Origin of the sequence: Nocardioides litoris, from assembly GCF_006346315.1 — a bacterium.
GTDB lineage: Bacteria > Actinomycetota > Actinomycetes > Propionibacteriales > Nocardioidaceae > Nocardioides > Nocardioides litoris.
This window is the reverse complement of the sequence record NZ_VDMR01000003.1, coordinates 311398-328206: the sequence shown is the minus strand read 5'-3', so window position 1 is coordinate 328206 and position 16809 is coordinate 311398. Positions and strand designations below refer to the sequence as shown.

The 16809-nt window shown below is 74.7% G+C and carries 16 protein-coding genes; 9 read left to right on the top strand and 7 right to left on the bottom strand.

Features of this window, described 5'->3' with window-relative positions; genetic code table 11:
- Window position 1: 1 nt before the first annotated feature.
- The 5 genes from FJQ57_RS22575 to FJQ57_RS13700 all read right to left on the bottom strand — a co-directional run bounded on the left by FJQ57_RS22575 (window position 2) and on the right by FJQ57_RS13700 (window position 7752).
- Window positions 2–1948 carry a VWA domain-containing protein gene (locus FJQ57_RS22575; RefSeq protein ID WP_170219436.1) on the bottom strand — a complete coding sequence of 649 codons (1947 nt, stop codon included), beginning with the start codon at window positions 1946–1948 and terminating at the stop codon, window positions 2–4.
- Window positions 1945–3579, bottom strand: coding sequence for a TadA family conjugal transfer-associated ATPase (locus FJQ57_RS13715; RefSeq protein ID WP_246081804.1), 1635 nt, complete (start codon window positions 3577–3579; stop codon window positions 1945–1947). The genes FJQ57_RS22575 and FJQ57_RS13715 overlap by 4 nt, the downstream gene beginning before the upstream one ends.
- Entirely contained in the window at window positions 3576–4808 is a 1233-nt protein-coding gene (locus FJQ57_RS13710) for a CpaE/TadZ family protein (protein WP_139981175.1), read from the bottom strand. The genes FJQ57_RS13715 and FJQ57_RS13710 overlap by 4 nt, the downstream gene beginning before the upstream one ends.
- A gap of 3 nt (window positions 4809–4811) precedes the next feature.
- Window positions 4812–5654 carry a Flp pilus assembly protein CpaB gene (gene cpaB / locus FJQ57_RS13705; RefSeq protein WP_170219435.1) on the bottom strand — a complete coding sequence of 281 codons (843 nt, stop codon included), beginning with the start codon at window positions 5652–5654 and terminating at the stop codon, window positions 4812–4814.
- A gap of 229 nt (window positions 5655–5883) precedes the next feature.
- Window positions 5884–7752, bottom strand: coding sequence for an AMP-dependent synthetase/ligase (locus FJQ57_RS13700; RefSeq protein WP_139981171.1), 1869 nt, complete (start codon window positions 7750–7752; stop codon window positions 5884–5886).
- Window positions 7753–7921: 169 nt separating this feature from the next.
- On the opposite strand from FJQ57_RS13700, the gene FJQ57_RS13695 reads away from it, so the two are divergent.
- Genes FJQ57_RS13695 through FJQ57_RS13675 form a run of 5 tightly spaced genes read left to right on the top strand, consistent with a single transcriptional unit; the run spans window position 7922 to window position 12310 of the window.
- The gene (locus FJQ57_RS13695) at window positions 7922–8371 is read left to right on the top strand and encodes an SRPBCC family protein (RefSeq protein WP_139981169.1); all 450 of its coding nucleotides are present in this window, start codon (window positions 7922–7924) and stop codon (window positions 8369–8371) included.
- A 19-nt stretch (window positions 8372–8390) separates the two neighbouring features.
- The gene (locus FJQ57_RS13690) at window positions 8391–9575 is read left to right on the top strand and encodes an ArsA family ATPase (protein WP_139981168.1); all 1185 of its coding nucleotides are present in this window, start codon (window positions 8391–8393) and stop codon (window positions 9573–9575) included.
- Complete coding sequence (locus tag FJQ57_RS22990) at window positions 9575–10171, top strand: hypothetical protein (RefSeq protein ID WP_211348922.1); 597 nt, start codon at window positions 9575–9577, stop codon at window positions 10169–10171. The genes FJQ57_RS13690 and FJQ57_RS22990 overlap by 1 nt, the downstream gene beginning before the upstream one ends.
- Window positions 10168–11214 (top strand): ROK family glucokinase, encoded by a 1047-nt coding sequence (locus tag FJQ57_RS13680; protein ID WP_139981166.1) that lies wholly within the window; start codon window positions 10168–10170, stop codon window positions 11212–11214. Before FJQ57_RS22990 ends, FJQ57_RS13680 begins: the two co-directional genes overlap by 4 nt.
- A gap of 16 nt (window positions 11215–11230) precedes the next feature.
- Window positions 11231–12310: an ROK family protein gene (locus tag FJQ57_RS13675; protein ID WP_425465426.1), complete on the top strand. Its 1080-nt coding sequence runs from the start codon at window positions 11231–11233 to the stop codon at window positions 12308–12310.
- On the opposite strand, the gene FJQ57_RS13670 is transcribed toward FJQ57_RS13675, so the two are convergent.
- Together FJQ57_RS13670 and FJQ57_RS13665 are read right to left on the bottom strand one after the other, a co-directional pair.
- Window positions 12258–12698, bottom strand: coding sequence for a hypothetical protein (locus tag FJQ57_RS13670; protein ID WP_139981162.1), 441 nt, complete (start codon window positions 12696–12698; stop codon window positions 12258–12260). The genes FJQ57_RS13675 and FJQ57_RS13670 overlap by 53 nt on opposite strands.
- A gap of 10 nt (window positions 12699–12708) precedes the next feature.
- A complete protein-coding gene (locus tag FJQ57_RS13665) occupies window positions 12709–13476 on the bottom strand; it encodes an alpha/beta hydrolase (protein WP_246081803.1) in 768 nt (255 codons plus the stop codon).
- A gap of 42 nt (window positions 13477–13518) precedes the next feature.
- Here FJQ57_RS13665 and FJQ57_RS13660 point away from each other — a divergent pair, with 42 nt between their 5' ends.
- Genes FJQ57_RS13660 through FJQ57_RS13645 form a run of 4 tightly spaced genes read left to right on the top strand, consistent with a single transcriptional unit; the run spans window position 13519 to window position 16747 of the window.
- Window positions 13519–14265 (top strand): GNAT family N-acetyltransferase, encoded by a 747-nt coding sequence (locus tag FJQ57_RS13660; RefSeq protein WP_139981149.1) that lies wholly within the window; start codon window positions 13519–13521, stop codon window positions 14263–14265.
- 60 nt (window positions 14266–14325) lie between these two features.
- Window positions 14326–15057, top strand: a complete 732-nt coding sequence (locus FJQ57_RS13655) for a lysophospholipid acyltransferase family protein (protein ID WP_139981358.1) — start codon at window positions 14326–14328, stop codon at window positions 15055–15057.
- Complete coding sequence (gene macS, locus FJQ57_RS13650; RefSeq protein WP_211348936.1) at window positions 15054–16223, top strand: MacS family sensor histidine kinase; 1170 nt, start codon at window positions 15054–15056, stop codon at window positions 16221–16223. Before FJQ57_RS13655 ends, macS begins: the two co-directional genes overlap by 4 nt.
- Complete coding sequence (locus FJQ57_RS13645; RefSeq protein WP_139981146.1) at window positions 16220–16747, top strand: flavin reductase family protein; 528 nt, start codon at window positions 16220–16222, stop codon at window positions 16745–16747. The genes macS and FJQ57_RS13645 overlap by 4 nt, the downstream gene beginning before the upstream one ends.
- Window positions 16748–16809: the final 62 nt, after the last annotated feature.

Here is a 16809-nt window from a genome sequence, read left to right as displayed (position 1 = left end):
GTCAGACCTCCACCTTCACCAGGCGACTCATCCAGAAGATGCCGACGCCCAACCACAGCGAGCCGCCGACCAGGATGAACAGCCCGCGGGGGTCGGTCAGGAGGACGCCGGCGTACTCGGGCTGGGTCAGCATCACGTACAGGAGGAACATCGGCGGCAGGCCCGAGAGCACGATCGCCGAGAGCTTGCCCTCCGCGGCCAGCGCGTTGACCTGGCGTCGCATGTACTCGCGCTCGCGCATCGTGCCGCCGACCGTCTCGATCAGGCTGGCCAGGTTGCCGCCCACCTGCCGCTGGATCCGGATGGCCATCACCACCCAGGAGAAGTCGCGGCTGTCGAACCGCGCGGCGACACCCTCGAGCGCGTCCTCCAGCGAGACCCCGATGCGGGTCTCGACCAGCACCCGGCGGAACGCCGAGGCGACGGGCTCGGCGCCCTCGCGGGTGATCGTGTCGATGGCTTGGGCGAGCGACAGGCCGGCCGAGAGCGAGCTCGCCATCATCTGCAGGGTGTCGGGGAGGGCGGCGTTGAACTTCTTGCGACGCCGGGTGCGCTTGAGTCCGAGGTAGACCCACGGGCCCACGACGCCCGCGGCCATGGCGATGAGGCCGACCACCACGTTGCCACGGCCGAGCAGCAGCCCGACGAGGGAGACCGCGACGAAGGTGCCGAAGTGGGCAAGGAGCCACTCGCTGGGCTTCAGCTCGCTCCCGGCGCCCTCCAGGCGGGCGGCGATCTTGTCCTCCAGGCCCCGGTTGCGCTTGAGCACCTCGGCCAGCGCGTCGCTCGCTTGGGCGGCGAGGGGTTGTTCGGGCGCCTTGGAGGGCTGCATCGGATCCGGCCCGCCCCGGGTCGAGGAGGTGTACGTCGTCACCCGCTCCTCGACCGACATCGTGACCGGTCCGCGGGGAACGAGCACGAGCGCGGCCCCGAGCAGGCCGGCGCCGACCAGCAGCACGCCGGCGTACATCAGCCAACCGGGGACGCCAGAGCCGCCCGAGGCTCCGGCGGCCTGGGGGATGTCGCTGAGCGGGTCGGCGGTCTCGGTCGAGGTGATCGGGTCGGGCACCGAGGCGCGGGCGACCACCTCGCCCTGGGGCGAGGGGAGCGTCACGACCACGTCGAAGCCGCCGGCCACCGCGTCGGTGGGGACGTCGATGCTGACCGCGACCTGGCGGGCGAGCACCTCGGCCTGCTGGTCGAAGACCTGGGCGAGCTGCTCGGCGCCGGCGTCGATCACCTCGCCGTCGGGCTGGGTGATCTGCTCGAGCTTGGCGCGGGCCTCGGGGCCCTGGTCGAGCGCGACGACGTCGACGACGACCCCGGGGGCGGCGGCGACGGCGTCGTTGACGACCTGGGGCTCGGCGCCGGAGGTGTCCTCGCCGTCGGAGAGCACGAGCACGGAGCGCTGGCCCTCGGTGCCCGCGAGCTCGATCGACCGGACGACCGCGGAGTACAGCTGGGTCTGCTGGCGGAGCTGCAGGTCGGCGAGCACGCTCTCGGCGGCGCCGCGGTCGGTGGTCGGCTCGAGCTCGGTGGTGACCTCGGAGTTGAAGGTGACGATGCCGACCCGGACGTCGTCGGGCACGGTGTCGAGGAAGGTGCGGGCGGCCTCCTGGGCCGCGGCGAACCGTGCGCCCTCCATCGAGTTGCTGGTGTCGATGGCGACCACCGTGGTGCGCTCGACCCGGGTGTCACCCGCGTCGAACGGCTCCGCCGTCGCGTCGTACGACGTCCCGTCGATGCTCGCGGTGACGCCGTCGAGCTGCACGTCGACGTCGGGGGGCACGTCGACGGAGACGACGAGCCCGGAGCCGGTGCGCTCGACGCCCGCGACGGTGCCGTCGACGGCCGAGGCGCCGGCGGCGGAGGCCAGCAGCAGCAGGCCGGTCGCGGTGACCAGCCCGAGGGCGCGCCTGGCGGCGCGGGGGAGCAGGCCGGCGCTCACAACCGGTCCGCGTGGAAGATCAGCGGGTCGACGGTGACGTTGACGTCGGCCATCTTCTCCAGGAACTTCGGCCGCAGGCCGGTGGCCCGCATGCGGCCGAGGTTGCGGCCCTCGGCGTCGAAGCCCGCCTTGGTGTCGAAGACGAAGACGTCCTGCATGGTGATGATGTCGCCCTCCATGCGCTCCACCTCGGTGAGGTGGGTGATCCGCCGGCTGCCGTCCTTCAGCCGCGTCTGGTGCACGACGAGGTCGACCGCGGAGGCGACCTGCTCGCGGATCGCGCGGATCGGCAGGTCCATGCCGGCCATCAGCACCATCGTCTCCATGCGCGACAGCGTGTCGCGCGGGCTGTTGGAGTGCAGGGTGCAGATGGAGCCGTCGTGACCGGTGTTCATCGCCTGCAGCATGTCGAGCGCCGAGGCGTCGCGGACCTCGCCGACGATGATGCGGTCGGGCCGCATGCGCAGGCTGTTCTTGACCAGGTCGCGGATCGAGACCTGGCCCTTGCCCTCGATGTTGGCCGGCCGCGACTCCAGGCGCACGACGTGGTCCTGCTTGAGCTGCAGCTCGGCGGCGTCCTCGATGGTCACGATGCGCTCGTCGGTGGGGATGAACGACGACAGCACGTTGAGGGTCGTGGTCTTCCCGGAGCCGGTGCCGCCCGAGACGATGATGTTGAGCCGCCCGCGCACGCACGCCTCGAGGAAGTCGGCCGTCTGCGGTGAGAACGACCCGAACGAGATCAGGTCGTCGACCGTCAGGGGGTCGGCGGAGAACTTGCGGATCGTCAGCGACGACCCGTCGATGGCCAGCGGCGGGACGACGGCGTTGACGCGGCTGCCGTCGGGCAGGCGGGCGTCGACCATCGGGCTCGACTCGTCGACGCGGCGGCCGATGCGGGAGACGATCTTGTCGATGATGCGGCGCAGGTGCGCCTCGTCGGTGAACTGGGCGTCGGCCGGCACCAGCCGGCCCTTCTTCTCCAGGTAGATCTGGCGGTGCCCGTTGACCATGACCTCGGAGACGTCGGGGTCGCGCAGGTAGGGCTCGATCGGGCCGTAGCCCAGGATGTCGTCGCTGATCTCCTGGGTGACCCGGGCCCGGTCGCTCGCGCTGAGGGGCCGGTCCTGCGACCCCAGCACGTCGGTCAGCACGACCCGGACCCGCTGGTCGAGGTCGGCCTGGTCCATGTCAGCGTCGTACAGGTGGGGGCCGAGCTGCTTGAGCAGCTCGACGTGCACGCTGCTCTTGAGCTCGTCGAGCCGGTCGGTCTGGCCGGAGGCGAGCGTGCGGCGGCCGTTCTCGGCCCGGGTGCTGGCCACCTTGCTGAGGGTCGGCGAGCCGTTGGCCGGGGCGCCGGCGGGAGCCGGGACCGGGGCAGCGGCCGGGGCAGCGACCGGGGCAGGGGCCGCGGGAGCGGCCGGGATCGGTGCCGCGGTGCCGGGCAGCGGGTCGCTCAGCGGGTCGTGGGGTACGCCGCCCTCGGGCTCGCGCGGGGCGGCGTGGGCCCCGCCGGCCGGGGTCGGGGCGGGCTCGGCGGCGCCAGCGGCGGCCTCGGCCTCGCGGCGGGCCTGCTCGGCCTCCTCGGCGGCCCGGCGGGCGGCGGCGAGGCGCTCGGACAACGTGCTCACGACGAGGCTCCCTTGCGACGGCGGAACAGCCCGCGCTGGCGGTCGTCGGCCGCGTGCGCGGCGCCGGTCGGCCCGGCGGGCTCACCCGGCGCGGCGCGGTCACCCGCGCCGGTCGGCGGCGCCACGGGCTCGCCGGTCAGGGCGGCGGCGAGCGCCTTGATGGCCTGGCTGGAGGGGTGGCGCGGGTCCTGCAGCACGATCGGCGTGCCGGCGTTGGTGGCCGCGGCGATGTCCATGCTGGTGGAGACCTGGGTGGCCACGGGCATCCCGAGGATCGACTCGACCTTGTCGGCTCCGATGCCGACGGCGTCGTCGGCGCGGTTGAGCAGGAGGTGGCGGTGGCCGCTGGCGATGTCGAGCATCTCGAGGGTCTCCAGGGCGACCTTGACGTTCTTCAGCGTCGGCACGTCGAGGGTGGCCACGATGACGCACTCGTCGGTCTCGTCGAGGGCGGTCAGCACCTGGTCGTCGAAGGTCGGCGAGGTGTCGACGACCACGTAGTCGAAGCCCTCGCGCAGCGTCTTGACGATCCGCGAGACCAGGACCGGGCTGACCCGCTCGCGCACGTCGGGGTGCGGGGGCGCGGCCAGGACCATGAGCGAGTCCTGGTGGCGGGTCAGCAGCCCGTCGAGCATGGTCAGGTCGAGGGAGTCCTCCGCCCCGACGGCCTGCTCGATGGAGTGCGTGGGGAAGAGCTGCATGGTGATGGCCACGTCGCCGAACGCGAGGTCGAGGTCGACCAGGCACACCTTGCGGGCGCCGCCCTCGGTGAGCGCGAGCGCGAGGTTGACCGCCATCGTCGTCTTGCCGACGCCGCCCTTGGGCGAGAACACCGTGATGACGCGGCCGAGGTGGCGCGCCCCGGCGGGTCCCCGCAGGGCCTCGAAGAGCTGGTGGGCCTGGCGGACCGCCTGGGCCACCGCGTCGGGGTCGTCGGCCTGGACGACGTCACGGGCGCCGGCCTTCATGGCCCGCGTCAGCAGCGTGGTGTCGAGCGCGCGGGCGACCAGCACGACGCTGACGGTCGGCCGGGCGACCCGCAGCTCCTCGCAGACAGCGAGGGTGTCGTCGAGGGCCAGGTCGGGACCCAGCACGACGACGTACTCGTCGGGGTGCTGGTCGAGCCACGCCTTCATCCGGTCGGCGTTGTGGACCGCGTGGGAGCCCGGCGGCATGGCCTTGAGCAGCGACTCCACCGTGGGGTCGTCGGGTTCGACGAGGACCGGCATCGCTCAGCCGTTCGCGTTCTCGCCCTGGACGGGGGCCAGCTCGAGCTGCTTGTCCAGGCCCTTGAGGAAGTCGTCGCAGACCCGGGTGTTCTGCACCTGGCTGTCGCCGTTGCGCAGGGCGAAGGAGAGCAGGGTGCTGTTCTCGCGCTCGGCGGCGATCTGGAAGCCGACCAGGGTCGAGGCCTGCTTGGAGTCGACGGCGACCGTGATCAGGGCGACGTCGTCGTCGGCGGCGGCCTCGGCCTCCTCGGCCGCCGGGTCGGTCTGCTCGTCGACGGCCTCGGTGCCGACACCGAGGACCAGCAGGTTGTCGTCGATGACGCACGCGGGGGTCACGGCGGCGAACCCGTCGCTCGGCGCGGCCTGGCTGCCGCCGAGCTGGGCCGGGTCGGGAGCGAAGTAGACCGCCACCCGCGAACCGGGCTGGGTGAATGACGAGACCCGTCCGGTGTCGCTGAGGCGGAGCGTGATCGCGGTCTGGCCCTCGGGGATCGGCAGCGTCGAGCGGCCCTCGAGGGCGCCGATGTTGCCGAACTTGTTGGTCGTGACCTGCTCCCCGGGGTAGATCGTGGTCAGCGCGACCGTGTCCGCCAGCGCCTCGCCCTGGTCGACGTGACCCTCGAGCAGCTGGTCGTTGGGCACGTCCTTGAGGAGCAGCTTCTCCTGGTTCGCGGCGTCCGCGGCGCTCTCGCCGGCCTGGATCTCCTGCACGGCGACCAGGACCCGGGTCGTGGCGATGTCGTCGCGGGCGCGGTCCTCCGCACCCTGGGCGTAGACGAACACCAGTCCGGCGCCGAGCGCGGCGACCACGACCGCAGCGACCAACAACAGCTTTCGACGGTCCACAGGACCCGCCCCTCCCTCACGTGTCACCAGCACGCGGCGACGACGACCTCCCAGTCGGTCCTCACCCTAGGGGTGTGGACGGGGCCGGGACGGAGTTCATCGGTTTTGTGCTTGCGTCGGTGCCCTGCCCCCGGGTACGGCGGGGCGGGGCTGCCCGTCCGTACCCGATCGCCACCCGGTCAGACGTGGTCGGACCAGGTCAGCCCGCATGTCGTCCCGCCGGGTGGGGTCAGCGACCGGGACGCGAGCCCTCGTCGTACAGGGCCGCGATCTCGTCGCGGAACTCGCGCAGCACGACGCTGCGGCGCAGCTTGAGGCTGGGGGTGAGCTGGCCGCCCTCCTCGGTCCAGTCGGTCGGGAGGACCCGGAACCGGCGGATCGACTCGGCCCGCGAGACCGCGGTGTTGGCCTCGTCGACGGCGGCCTGCAGGTCGGCGAGCAGCTCGGGGTCCTCGACGAGGTCGGCGGCGGTCGGACCGCGACCCCGTCCGGACCGGCCGTGGGCCTCGGCCCACAGCGGCAGGGCGTCGGCGTCGAGGGTGACCAGCGCCCCGATGAAGGGGCGGCCGTCGCCCACGACGAGGGCCTGGCTGACGAGCGGGTGGGCGCGCAGGCGGTCCTCGAGCACGGCCGGGGCGACGTTCTTGCCGCCCGCGGTCACGAGGATCTCCTTCTTGCGACCGGTGACCCGGACGAAGCCCTCGTCGTCGACCTCGCCGACGTCGCCGGTGTGGAACCAGCCGTCGGGCTCGAGCACGGCGGACGTGGCCTCCGGGTCGTTCCAGTAGCCGGTGAAGACCTGGCCGCCGCGCACCAGCAGCTCGCCGTCGTCGGCGACCCGGACCGCGGCACCGGGCAGGGGTCGGCCGACGGTGCCGACCCGCTGGGCCTCGGGCAGGTTGACCGTGATGGCGGCGGTGGTCTCGGTGAGCCCGTAGCCCTCGAGCACGGTGATCCCGCAGCCGCGGTAGAAGTGCGCGAGCCGCTCCCCGAGCGGCGCCCCGCCCGAGACCGCGAACGTGCAGTCGCCGCCGAGGCTCTCGCGCACGCCGCGGTAGACGAGCCGGTCGAAGGCCGCGTGCCGGGCGCGGACGGCGATGGAGGCGCGCCCGTTGGGGGAGTCCAGCCCCCGCGACCAGGCGATGGCGGCGTCGGTCGCCCTGTCGAAGACCGGCCCGCGGCCGTCGGCGGCGGCCTGCTGCGAGGCGGTGTTGACGATCTTCTCGAACACGCGCGGCACGCCGAGCACGAACGTCGGGCGGAACTCCTGCAGGGTCGGCACGAGGCGGCGTACGTCGGAGCTGTGGCCGAGCCGCACCCGGGCCCGCACCGCGCCGACCTGCAGCACGCGCGCGAAGACGTGGGGCAGGGGCAGGAAGACCAGCGTCGCGGGCTGCCGCCCGCGCTCGCCCTCCTCGTCGGCGGGGGTGGAGAAGAGGGCGCCGAGCTCGGCGACGGTGACCTCGACCTCGGTGCGCAGGTTGCCGTGGGTGACCATGCAGCCGCGGGGCTCGCCCGTGGTGCCCGAGGTGTAGATGAGGGTGGCCAGGTCGTCCGGACCGGCTGCGGCGCGGCGCTCCTCGAGCACGGCGTCGGGCACGTCGGCGCCGAGCCGGGTGAGGACGTCGAGGCCGTGCTCCTCGAGCAGCCAGACGTGCCGCAGGTCGTCGAGCCCGTCGCCGCCGGTCCGCACCGCGGTGACGCGGTCGAGGTGCGCCTGGGTCTCGGCCACCACCGCGACCGCCCCGGAGTCGCGCAGCACGTGCCCGAGCTGGTCGGCGGTGGTCGACTCGTAGACGGGGACGCCGACGGCCCCGGCGAACCACACCGCGTAGTCGAGGACGGTCCACTCCCAGCGGGTGCGCGACATCAGCACGACGCGGTCGCCGGCCTCGACGCCGGCGGCGAGGAGGCCCTTGGCCACGCCGGCCACGAGGGCGAGGAAGGCCGCGGCGTCGACGTCCTCCCACGACCCGTCACCGACCGGCCGGGCGAGGGTGGCGGTGGTCGGCGCCTCCCGGGCGTTGCGCACGACGTCGTCGGTGAGGTTGCCGGTGGCGGGCAGGTCGACCGTCAGCGGCGTCGAGTACTCGCGCACCCGCGGCACGCTACCGGGGTGGCGCGGTGCGGGACGCACCCGTCCAGTAGCCTCCACCGAGGCCCCCGCACGCCGCCGTACGACGGAGCCCGGCGGGCCGCCCGCCATCCACTCCGTCATCCACGCCGCCCGCCACGCCGTCACCTCGCACCGCCGGAAGAGGCCCCCAATGCCCGACCAGACCACCTCCTCGATCGTGGTCGACGCGGCGCCGGCCGCGGTGATGGACGTGATCGCCGACTTCCCGGCCTACCCGGTGTGGGCCAAGGGCGTGAAGGTGGCCGAGGTGCGCTCGTCCTTCGGCCCGGAGCAGGACGGCCGGGCGCGCGAGGTCTTCTTCGCCCTCGACGTCTCGCCGGTCAAGGACGAGTACACCCTCGCCTACCAGTGGGAGGGCGACCGCCAGGTCACCTGGACCCTGGCCGAGGGCAAGATGCTCAAGGCGCTCGACGGTGCCTACGAGCTCGCCGACCTCGGCGGCGGCCGCACCGAGGTCACCTACCGCCTCGCCCTCGACGTGTCCATCCCGATGATCGGGATGATCAAGCGCAAGGGCGAGAAGATCCTCATCGACACCGCGCTGAAGGGCCTCAAGCAGCGCGTCGAGTCGCTGGGCTGAGGCCCGCCCCGGTCCGCTCGTGCGCATCCTCCTGTTCACCGGCAAGGGCGGCGTCGGCAAGTCGACGGTCGCCGCCGGCACCGCCGCGCTCGCCGCGGCCGCAGGTCACCGCACCCTCGTGCTGTCCACCGACGCCGCGCACTCCCTCGGCGACGCCTACGGCGTCGAGGTCGGTCCCGAGCCGACGCCGGTGGCCGACGGCCTGTTCGTCCAGCAGGTCGACGCCCAGCTGCGGTTCGAGCAGTCCTGGGCCGACGTCCAGGGCTACCTCCTCTCGGTCCTCGACGTCGCCGGCGTCGACCCGGTGGCGGCAGAGGAGCTGACGGTCATCCCCGGTGCCGAGGAGGTGCTGGCGCTCCTCGAGCTGCGCCTGCACGCCCTCTCGGACGAGTGGGACGTCATCGTCGTCGACTGCGCACCGACCGCCGAGACCCTGCGGCTCCTCGCGCTGCCCGAGGCTCTCGGGTGGTACATGCAGCGCGTCTTCCCGACCCAGCAGCGGGTCGTCAAGGCGCTGCGGCCGGTGCTGTCCCGAGCCGCGGGCGTGCCGATGCCCCGGGGCACGGTCTTCGACGCGCTCGAGCGGCTGCACCACGAGCTCGGCGAGGTGCACGCGCTGCTCGCCGGGCCCGACGCCAGCGTGCGCATCGTGCTCACCCCCGAGCAGGTCGTGCTCGCCGAGGCCCGCCGCAGCTGGACCAGCCTGTCGCTGTTCGGCTACCGCGTCGACGGCGTCGTGGCCAACCGCGTCTTCCCGGCCGAGGGCGCCGACGACTGGCGTGCGCGCTGGGTGCTCGCCCAGGACGCGGTGCTCGCCGAGGCCGAGGAGTCCTTCGCCGGGCTGCCGTTGTGGCGCTCGGCCTACCGCGCCGAGGAGCCCGTCGGGGTCGCCGCGCTCGCCGGCCTCGCCTCCGCGCTGTACGCCGGCGCCGACCCCTTCGCCCCGCCGGCCGGAGCCGGGCCGTTCCGGGTGGTCCGGACGACCGACGGGGCCGCGCTGCACCTCGCGCTGCCGCTGGCCACCCGCGACGAGGTCGACCTCGCCCGCCACCACGACGAGCTGGTGGTGACCGTGGGGTCCTACCGCCGGGTGCTGTCGCTGCCGAGCTCGCTCAGCCGGCTCCAGGTCGTCGGCGCCCGGGTGCGCGACGGCGAGCTGCGGGTGCGGTTCACCGACCCCGCCCCGGCCGCGAAGGAGGGCTGATGGACGACCCCCATGACCCTCAGGGCCCCCAAGACCCCCAGGGCCCCCAGCCGGGCCGGCCCGACCAGCCCGACCAGCCCGACCAGCCCGACCAGCCCGACCAGCCCGACCAGCCCGACCAGCCCGACCAGCCCGACCAGCCCGACCAGCCCGACCAGCCCGACCAGCCCGACCAGCCCGACCAGCCCGACGTAGGCAGCGTGGGCGAGGAGGCGGCCAAGCTGCTCGGCGCGCTCACCGAGTGGGCGGCCGACTCCGGCAGCGGCCTCGGCGCCGCGGTCACCGGCCTGGCCGGGACGGCCGCGGGCGCGCTGCGCGAGGTCGACGAGCACGTGGCGACCGGTGCGCCGGAGTGCACCTGGTGCCCGGTCTGCCGCACGGTCCACGTGGTGCGCGCCGCCAGCCCCGAGGTACGGGCCCACCTGGCCACCGCGGCCTCGTCGTTCCTGCAGGCGGTGGCGGGCGTGCTGGCCACCCTGCCGCCCCCGGGCGACCAGCCCGCCCCTGACCGCGGCCCCGACCGCAGCCCCGACCGGCCCACGCCCCCGACGGGCGGCGTGCAGCGCATCGACCTGGACGACGAGGACGAGGAATGATCCCCCCGAGCCCCACCACCGGCACCCCGGTGGACACCCCCATCGACTCCTCGGGCGCGGCCCGCCCGGTCGCGGGCTTCCTGCCGCGCGACCCGGCGGTGCTCGCCACCGGCCTGACCTGCGGCATCGACGTCGGCGGCACCAAGATCGCCGGCGCGGTCGTCGACCCCGAGGGGCACGTGGTCGACGAGCACCGGGTGGTCTCGCCGGCCGACAGCGCCGACGCGGTCGAGGACGCGATCGCCGGCCTCATCCTCGAGCTCGCCGGCCGCCACGAGCTCGTCGGCGTCGGCATCGGGGCGGCGGGCTACGTCGACGCGGCCCGCTCGACCGTCATGTTCGCCCCCAACATCGCCTGGCGCGACGAGGACCTCCGCAGCGAGGTCGAGGCCCGCGTGCACCTGCCGGTCGTCGTCGAGAACGACGCCAACGCCGCGGCCTGGGGCGAGTTCGTCTTCGGCGCCGCCTCCGAGGCCCACGACATGCTCATGGTGACCATCGGCACCGGCGTCGGCGGCGGCATCGTCAGCAACGGCGCTCTGTTCCGGGGCGGCTTCGGGGCCGCGGCCGAGATCGGACACCTGCGCGTGGTGCCGGGCGGCCGGATCTGCGGCTGCGGCAACCACGGCTGCCTCGAGCAGTACGCCAGCGGCACCGCGCTCGTCCGCGAGACCCGCGCCCTCGCCGTCACCCCGGCCGCGGCCGACCTGCTCGAGCGCGCGGGCGGCGACCCGGCCCGCATCGACGGCCCGATGATCACCGCCGCGGCCGCCGAGGGTGACGCCTTCGCGGTGGCCCAGGTCGCCGAGGTCGGCACCTGGCTGGGCGAGGCGATCGCGTCCCTCGCGGCCGTCCTCGACCCCGGCTCGGTCGTCGTCGGCGGTGGGGTGAGCGAGGCCGGCGAGCTGCTGCTCGAGCCGGTCCGCGACGCCTTCACCCAGCAGCTCGCCGGCCGCGGCCACCGACCGGTGCCCACCATCGTCGCAGCCTCGCTGGGCAACCGCGCCGGCGTCATCGGCGCCGCCGACCTGGCCCGACGCTGAGGTCCGGCGCGCCATGGTGCTCTACGTCGGCGTCGACGTCGGCGGGACCAAGGTCCTCGCCGGCGAGGTGACCCGCGCCGGCACCGTGCTGCGCACCGCCCGGCGGCAGACCCCCGGCCGCCGGGTCAGCATCGAGCTCGTCGAGGACGCGCTCACCGAGGCCGTGATGGAGGTCGCCGGTGGGCGTCGCATCGCCGGCGTCGGCCTCGCCGCCGCCGGCTTCGTCGACGCGACCGGCGAGCGGGTGATGTTCGCACCGCACCTGCCCTGGGTCGGCGACAAGGTCCGCGACCGGCTGAGCCGACGCTGGGCCGCCCCCGTCGCCCTCGACAACGACGCCAACTGCGCCGCGGTCGCCGAGTCGGCGTACGGCGCTGCGCGCGGCGCGACCTCGGCGCTCGTGGTGACGCTGGGCACCGGCATCGGGGGCGCCTACGTCCTCGGCGGCGAGGTCGTGCGCGGGGTGCAGGGCATGGCCGGGGAGTTCGGCCACATGCGGCTGGTCCCCGACGGCCGGGCCTGCGAGTGCGGCCTGCAGGGCTGCTGGGAGCAGTACTGCTCCGGCAACGCGCTGGTGCGCCTGGCCCGTGCCCGGCTGGAGTCCGAGCCCACGGTGCTGACCCAGATGTGCGAGGGCCGACCCGAACGCCTGACCGGCCCGATGGTGACCGCGGCCGCCGAGGAGGGCGACCTCGTCGCCCGGCAGGCCTACGCCTCGGTCGGGGAGTGGCTGGGGATCGGGGTCGGAGCCCTGACCTCGGCCCTCGACCCGGAGGTGGTCGTCATCGGCGGGGGCGTCTCGGCCGCGGGCGACCGGTTGCTCGCGCCGGCCCGGGCGGTGCTCGAGAGGTCCGTCGTCGGGGCCGGCCACCGCACGCCGCCGCGGTTGGTGCCCGCTCGGCTGGGCCCCGAGGCCGGCCTGGTGGGCGCGGCCCTGCTGGCCCGGGCCGCCCGCTGGTCGGGCTCGGCGCGGGCCGCGCTGACCGCCCAGGGCGTGGTGCGCCCGCGCCCGGGGGCCGCCGCCGGCGACTACCGCACCGGCGTCAGAGCACCGCTCCGTCGTCGTCGGGGTCGCGGGGCTCGCGGTCCATGGTGAGGACGAGGTAGAGGAACCCGCCCACGAAGCCGGCCACGAGCACCGCGATCAGCAGCTCGGGCAACGGCACCTGGAGCAGCAGGCACGCCAGCAGCGCCAGCGGCGAGCCGAGCACACCGGCCCAGGCCACGGTGCGCACCGGGGTCGTGCGCGGCACGGGCGGCGGCGGGGGAGGCACGAACCGGTCGGAGGTCCAGTCGCTGTCGGGGTAGGCGTCGTCCCAGGACGCCGACACGGTCGGCGCCGGGGACTCGCGGGGGCGCGGCGCGGCCGCGTCGCGCAGCCGGGCGTCGGGACCGTCCTCGGGGCCGTCCTCGGGGTCGAGCTCGGCGCGCTCGCCGTAGTTGTCGACGATCGCGCGCCAGGCGTCGTCGTCGTCCGTGGGCACGACTCCGAGGTTACGTGGTCACCCGGGCCACGAAAGCCGCGGTGCGCTCGAAGATGGCCGGGGCGTCGTGGTCGAGCGTCGCGACGTGGTAGCTGTGCTCGAGCGCGACGTCCTCGACGTCGCCGGAGCCGAGGCCCTCGAGCAGGATCGTGCGGGTCGAGTCGTCGACCACGTGGTCCTCGGTCGAGCGCATGAGCAGCACCGGGGCGGACACCGACCCCAGGTCGCCGACCAGCGCCGGCCAGGCCTGCATGAACGAGTGGATCGCCTTGAGCGGGGTGCGGGTGTAGCCACCCTCGGTGACCCCCGGCTTCTTGATGTCGTCGGCGATCCCGGGGAAGGACGGCACGACGTGCTTGAGCACCGGCAGCAGCTTGACGTCGAGGCGCCGGGTGGCGAGCGCGGGGTTGACCAGGGCGACGCCACGCACCTGGTCGGGGTGGTCGGCGGCGAGCCGCAGCGCCAGGGCGCCGCCCATCGAGAGCCCCCCGACCACGACGGCGTCGTGCTCGGCGACCAGCCGCTCGAAGGCGCGGGTGACCTCGGCACACCAGTCCGACCAGCGGTGGGTGTTGAGGTCCTGCCAGGTCGTCGCGTGCCCCGGCAGCAGCGGTACGCCGATGCCGTACCCGAGCGCGGCCAGGTGCTGGCCCCAGGGGCGCACCGAGGCGGGGGAGCCGGTGAAGCCGTGGCTGAGCAGCACGCCGACCCGGCGCCCGCCGGTCAGCTCGGGGCGGGCCTCGACCCACAGGGGCTCGGCGTTCGGGGTGGTCGTCACGGCGCCGATCATGCACGGACGCGGGTGGGGCACGATGACGAGGTGCGCGAGGTGGACGTGGCGGGGCTGCTGGCGGCGAGCGAGGACCCGGTGGTGCACCACCAGCTCGACCACCGGCGCCTGGTGCGGGCGTGGGTCGACGGGCCGGCCGTGGTCGTCCGGCACACCGTCGGCTGGCGGGGCGCCCCCGACGGCGTCGAGGCCGTGCTGGCCCTCGGCCCGGGTGCTGCCCTCGGGCCGCTCGCGGCCCGGGTCGACGCGCTGGTCGGTCCGCCCTGGCGCACCGTCGTCGACGCCCCGGCGCACGACGCCCTGCCGGCCGCGTGGCGGCCCGCCACCGCGCGGGACTGGCACTGGATGACCACACGGGCCGTGCCCGTCCTCCCCGACGCCCCCGCCGTGGTCGAGGTCGGGCCGGTCGGCGATGACGAGGTCTCGGCTGTCCTCGACGTCGCCAACCCCGACTCCTTCGCCCGCCCCGGCGGGGGCCGGGTGGTCGAGCAGTGGCTCGGGGCGCGGGTCGACGGTGACGTCGCCGCGGTCGGGGCGCTGGTGCGCCACCCCAGCGGCAGCGGCGTGCTCAGCGGCATCACCACGCTCCCCGGGCACCGCGGGCAGGGGCTCGGGGCGGCGGTGACCACCGAGCTGACCCGGCGGGCGCTCGCGGTCGGACCCGGCCTGTGCACGCTCGGCGTCTGGACCGACAACCCGGTCGCCGTCCGGCTCTACGAGCGGCTCGGGTACGCCGTGGCCCGCACGTTCGCGTCGGGTGTCACCGGGAGGGTCTAGTCTCTGCTCGTCCGGGTGGGCGTCGTTCGGGTGGGCGAACGGTCTCGAGAGGTGCGTGCGTTGTTCTACTGGTTCCTCAAGCTGGTCGCGCTCGGGCCGGTGCTGAGGTTGGTGTTCCGGCCCCAGGCCGAGGGCGTGGAGCACGTGCCCGACGAGGGGCCGGCGATCCTGGCCTGCAACCACCTCTCCTACGCCGACTGGCTGTTCATGCCGCTCACCATCCCGCGACGGGTGACGTTCGTGGCCAAGGCGGAGTACTTCACCAGTCCCGGCATCAAGGGCTGGCTGCAGAAGCAGTTCTTCTCCGGCGCCGGCCAGGTGCCCATCGACCGCTCCGGTGCCGACGCCGCGGCGGGCGCACTGCTGTCGGCCAAGCGGGTGCTCGGCGAGGGCCACCTGTTCGGCATCTACCCCGAGGGCACCCGCTCCCACGACGGTCGCCTCTACCGCGGCAAGACCGGGGTCGCACGGCTGGCCCTCGAGACCGGCGTCCCGGTCGTGCCCTGCGCGGTCATCGGCACCGACGTGGTGGCGCCCCCGGGCAAGACGTTCGGCTCCTTCACCCGGCCCGTGGTCCGGTTCGGCCGCCCGCTCGACTTCTCCCGCTACGAGGGCATGGAGAACGACCGCTACATCCTGCGCTCGATCACCGACGAGATCATGTACGAGATCATGCGGCTCTCCGGCCAGGAGTACGTCGACAAGTACGCCGGCCAAGCCAAGGCGGAGTCCAAGAGCGCCGAGGCCGCGGCCAAGGCCGAGTCGGCGGGCGAGCAGAAGAAGGCGTCCTGAGCCGCTACGGGGCAGGCGGGGTCCGGGCGGCGCTGGCCGTCGAGGACCGGCTCTTCCGGGCCCTGGCGGTGCTGCGGGCCATCACGCTGGTCAACGCGATCGGCATCAACGTCTACCGGCGCGACGAGCTGGTCCACCCCTGGGGCGGCGTCGCGGTGGTGGCGGCGATCACGGTCTGGAGCCTCGTCGTCAGCTGGGTGTACGCCGACGCCGTGCGCCGCTCGGTGGGCTGGCTGGTCGCCGACGGCGCGGTCGCGCTGGGGGCCCTGGCCGTGACGCCGCTGGTGAAGGGCGCCGACTTCGACGCGACGATCCCGGGGTTCTGGGTGATGTCGGCCCTGCTGGCCTGGGCGATCCGGTTCCGGTTGTGGGGCGGGCTCGGGGCGGCGCTGGTCATCGGGGTCACCGACCTGCTGCTGCGTGCTGACCTCACGATGACCAACTACGGCAACGTCTACCTGCTGCTCATCGGCGGTCCCATCGTCGGCTTCCTGTGCGGGTCCCTGCAGGAGATGGCCGTGGCCCGCGACGACGCCCAGCGGTCCGCCGCGGCCGCCGCGGAGCGGGCCCGCCTGGCCCGGGTGGTGCACGACGGCGTGCTGCAGGTCCTCGCGCTCGTGCAGCGCCGTGGGACCGAGCTGGGGGGCGACGCGGCCGAGCTCGGTCGGCTGGCCGGAGAGCAGGAGAGGCGGCTGCGCACCCTCATCCGGGCCCAGGACGCCGTCCGGGACGACCGGTTCGGGACCGGAGCCGTCGCCGGCACCCTCGACCTCGCCGACGCGCTCGCCCGCCTGCGGGTCCGGGCAGGCGTCGACGTCGCGGTGCCGGGCGGCAGTGTCGACGTCCCGGCCGAGATCGGCGAGGAGGTCGTGGCGGTCGTGGGCGCCTGCCTCGACAACGTCGCCCGCCACGTCGGGGAGGGGGCGCCGGCCTGGGTGCTGCTCGAGGCGTTCCCCGACCGGGTCGAGGTGTCCGTGCGCGACGAGGGGCCTGGCATCCCGACCGGTCGTCTCGAGCAGGCCGAGGCCGAGGGCCGCCTCGGCGTCGCCCAGTCCATCCGCGGCCGGGTCGAGGACCTCGGCGGCACCGTGACCCTGTCCACCGGGTCCTGTGGCACCGAGTGGGAGCTCACGGTGCCCCGGGTGCGCGAACGGAGCACCCGGTGACCATCCACGACAGCCACCCGTTCCCCACCGACGACGACCCCGTGCGCCGGCTGCGCGGCCGGCTCGGGGGGACGGTCACCCTCTGGACCGCGGGCGAGGGCGAGGCACCCCGGTCGCGGGCCGGGCTGACCGTGACCTCGACGATGCTGGCCCACGGCGAGCCCGCCCGCCTCCTCGTGCTGCTCGACCCGGACTCCGACCTGGCCGAGGCCGCCGAGCGCACCGGCCGGGCCGTGGTGCACCTGCTCGGCTGGCGGCACCGGGCGCTCGCGGACGCCTTCGCCGGCCTCGCCCCGGCGCCCGGCGGGCCGTTCCGGCTGGCGCCGTTCGAGGATTCGGCCCACGGTCCCCGGCTGGCCGACGGCGCGACCTGGGCGGCGGTCGAGGTCGAGTCGGCCGTCGAGGTCGGCTGGTCGGTGCTGCTGACCTGCCCGGTCGTGGAGGTCGCCCTGGGTGACGACGCCGACCCGCTGCTGCACCGCCGCGGCAGATACCTCCGCCTGCCCCACGCCTCCTCCGACTAGGGCACGACTCCTCGCTCGGGGTGGATGCCGGCGTCGTCAGGGCGGCGCCGGCGGCGCCCTCC

Bases quoted from the DNA above. Each gene is read 5' to 3' on its own strand.
- FJQ57_RS22990 (WP_211348922.1), top strand. From the start codon at position 9,575: ATGGACGACCCCCATGACCCTCAGGGCCCCCAAGACCCCCAGGGCCCC.
- FJQ57_RS13680 (WP_139981166.1), top strand. From the start codon at position 10,168: ATGATCCCCCCGAGCCCCACCACCGGCACCCCGGTGGACACCCCCATC.
- FJQ57_RS13695 (WP_139981169.1), top strand. From the start codon at position 7,922: ATGCCCGACCAGACCACCTCCTCGATCGTGGTCGACGCGGCGCCGGCC.
- FJQ57_RS13710 (WP_139981175.1), bottom strand. From the start codon at position 4,808: ATGCCGGTCCTCGTCGAACCCGACGACCCCACGGTGGAGTCGCTGCTC.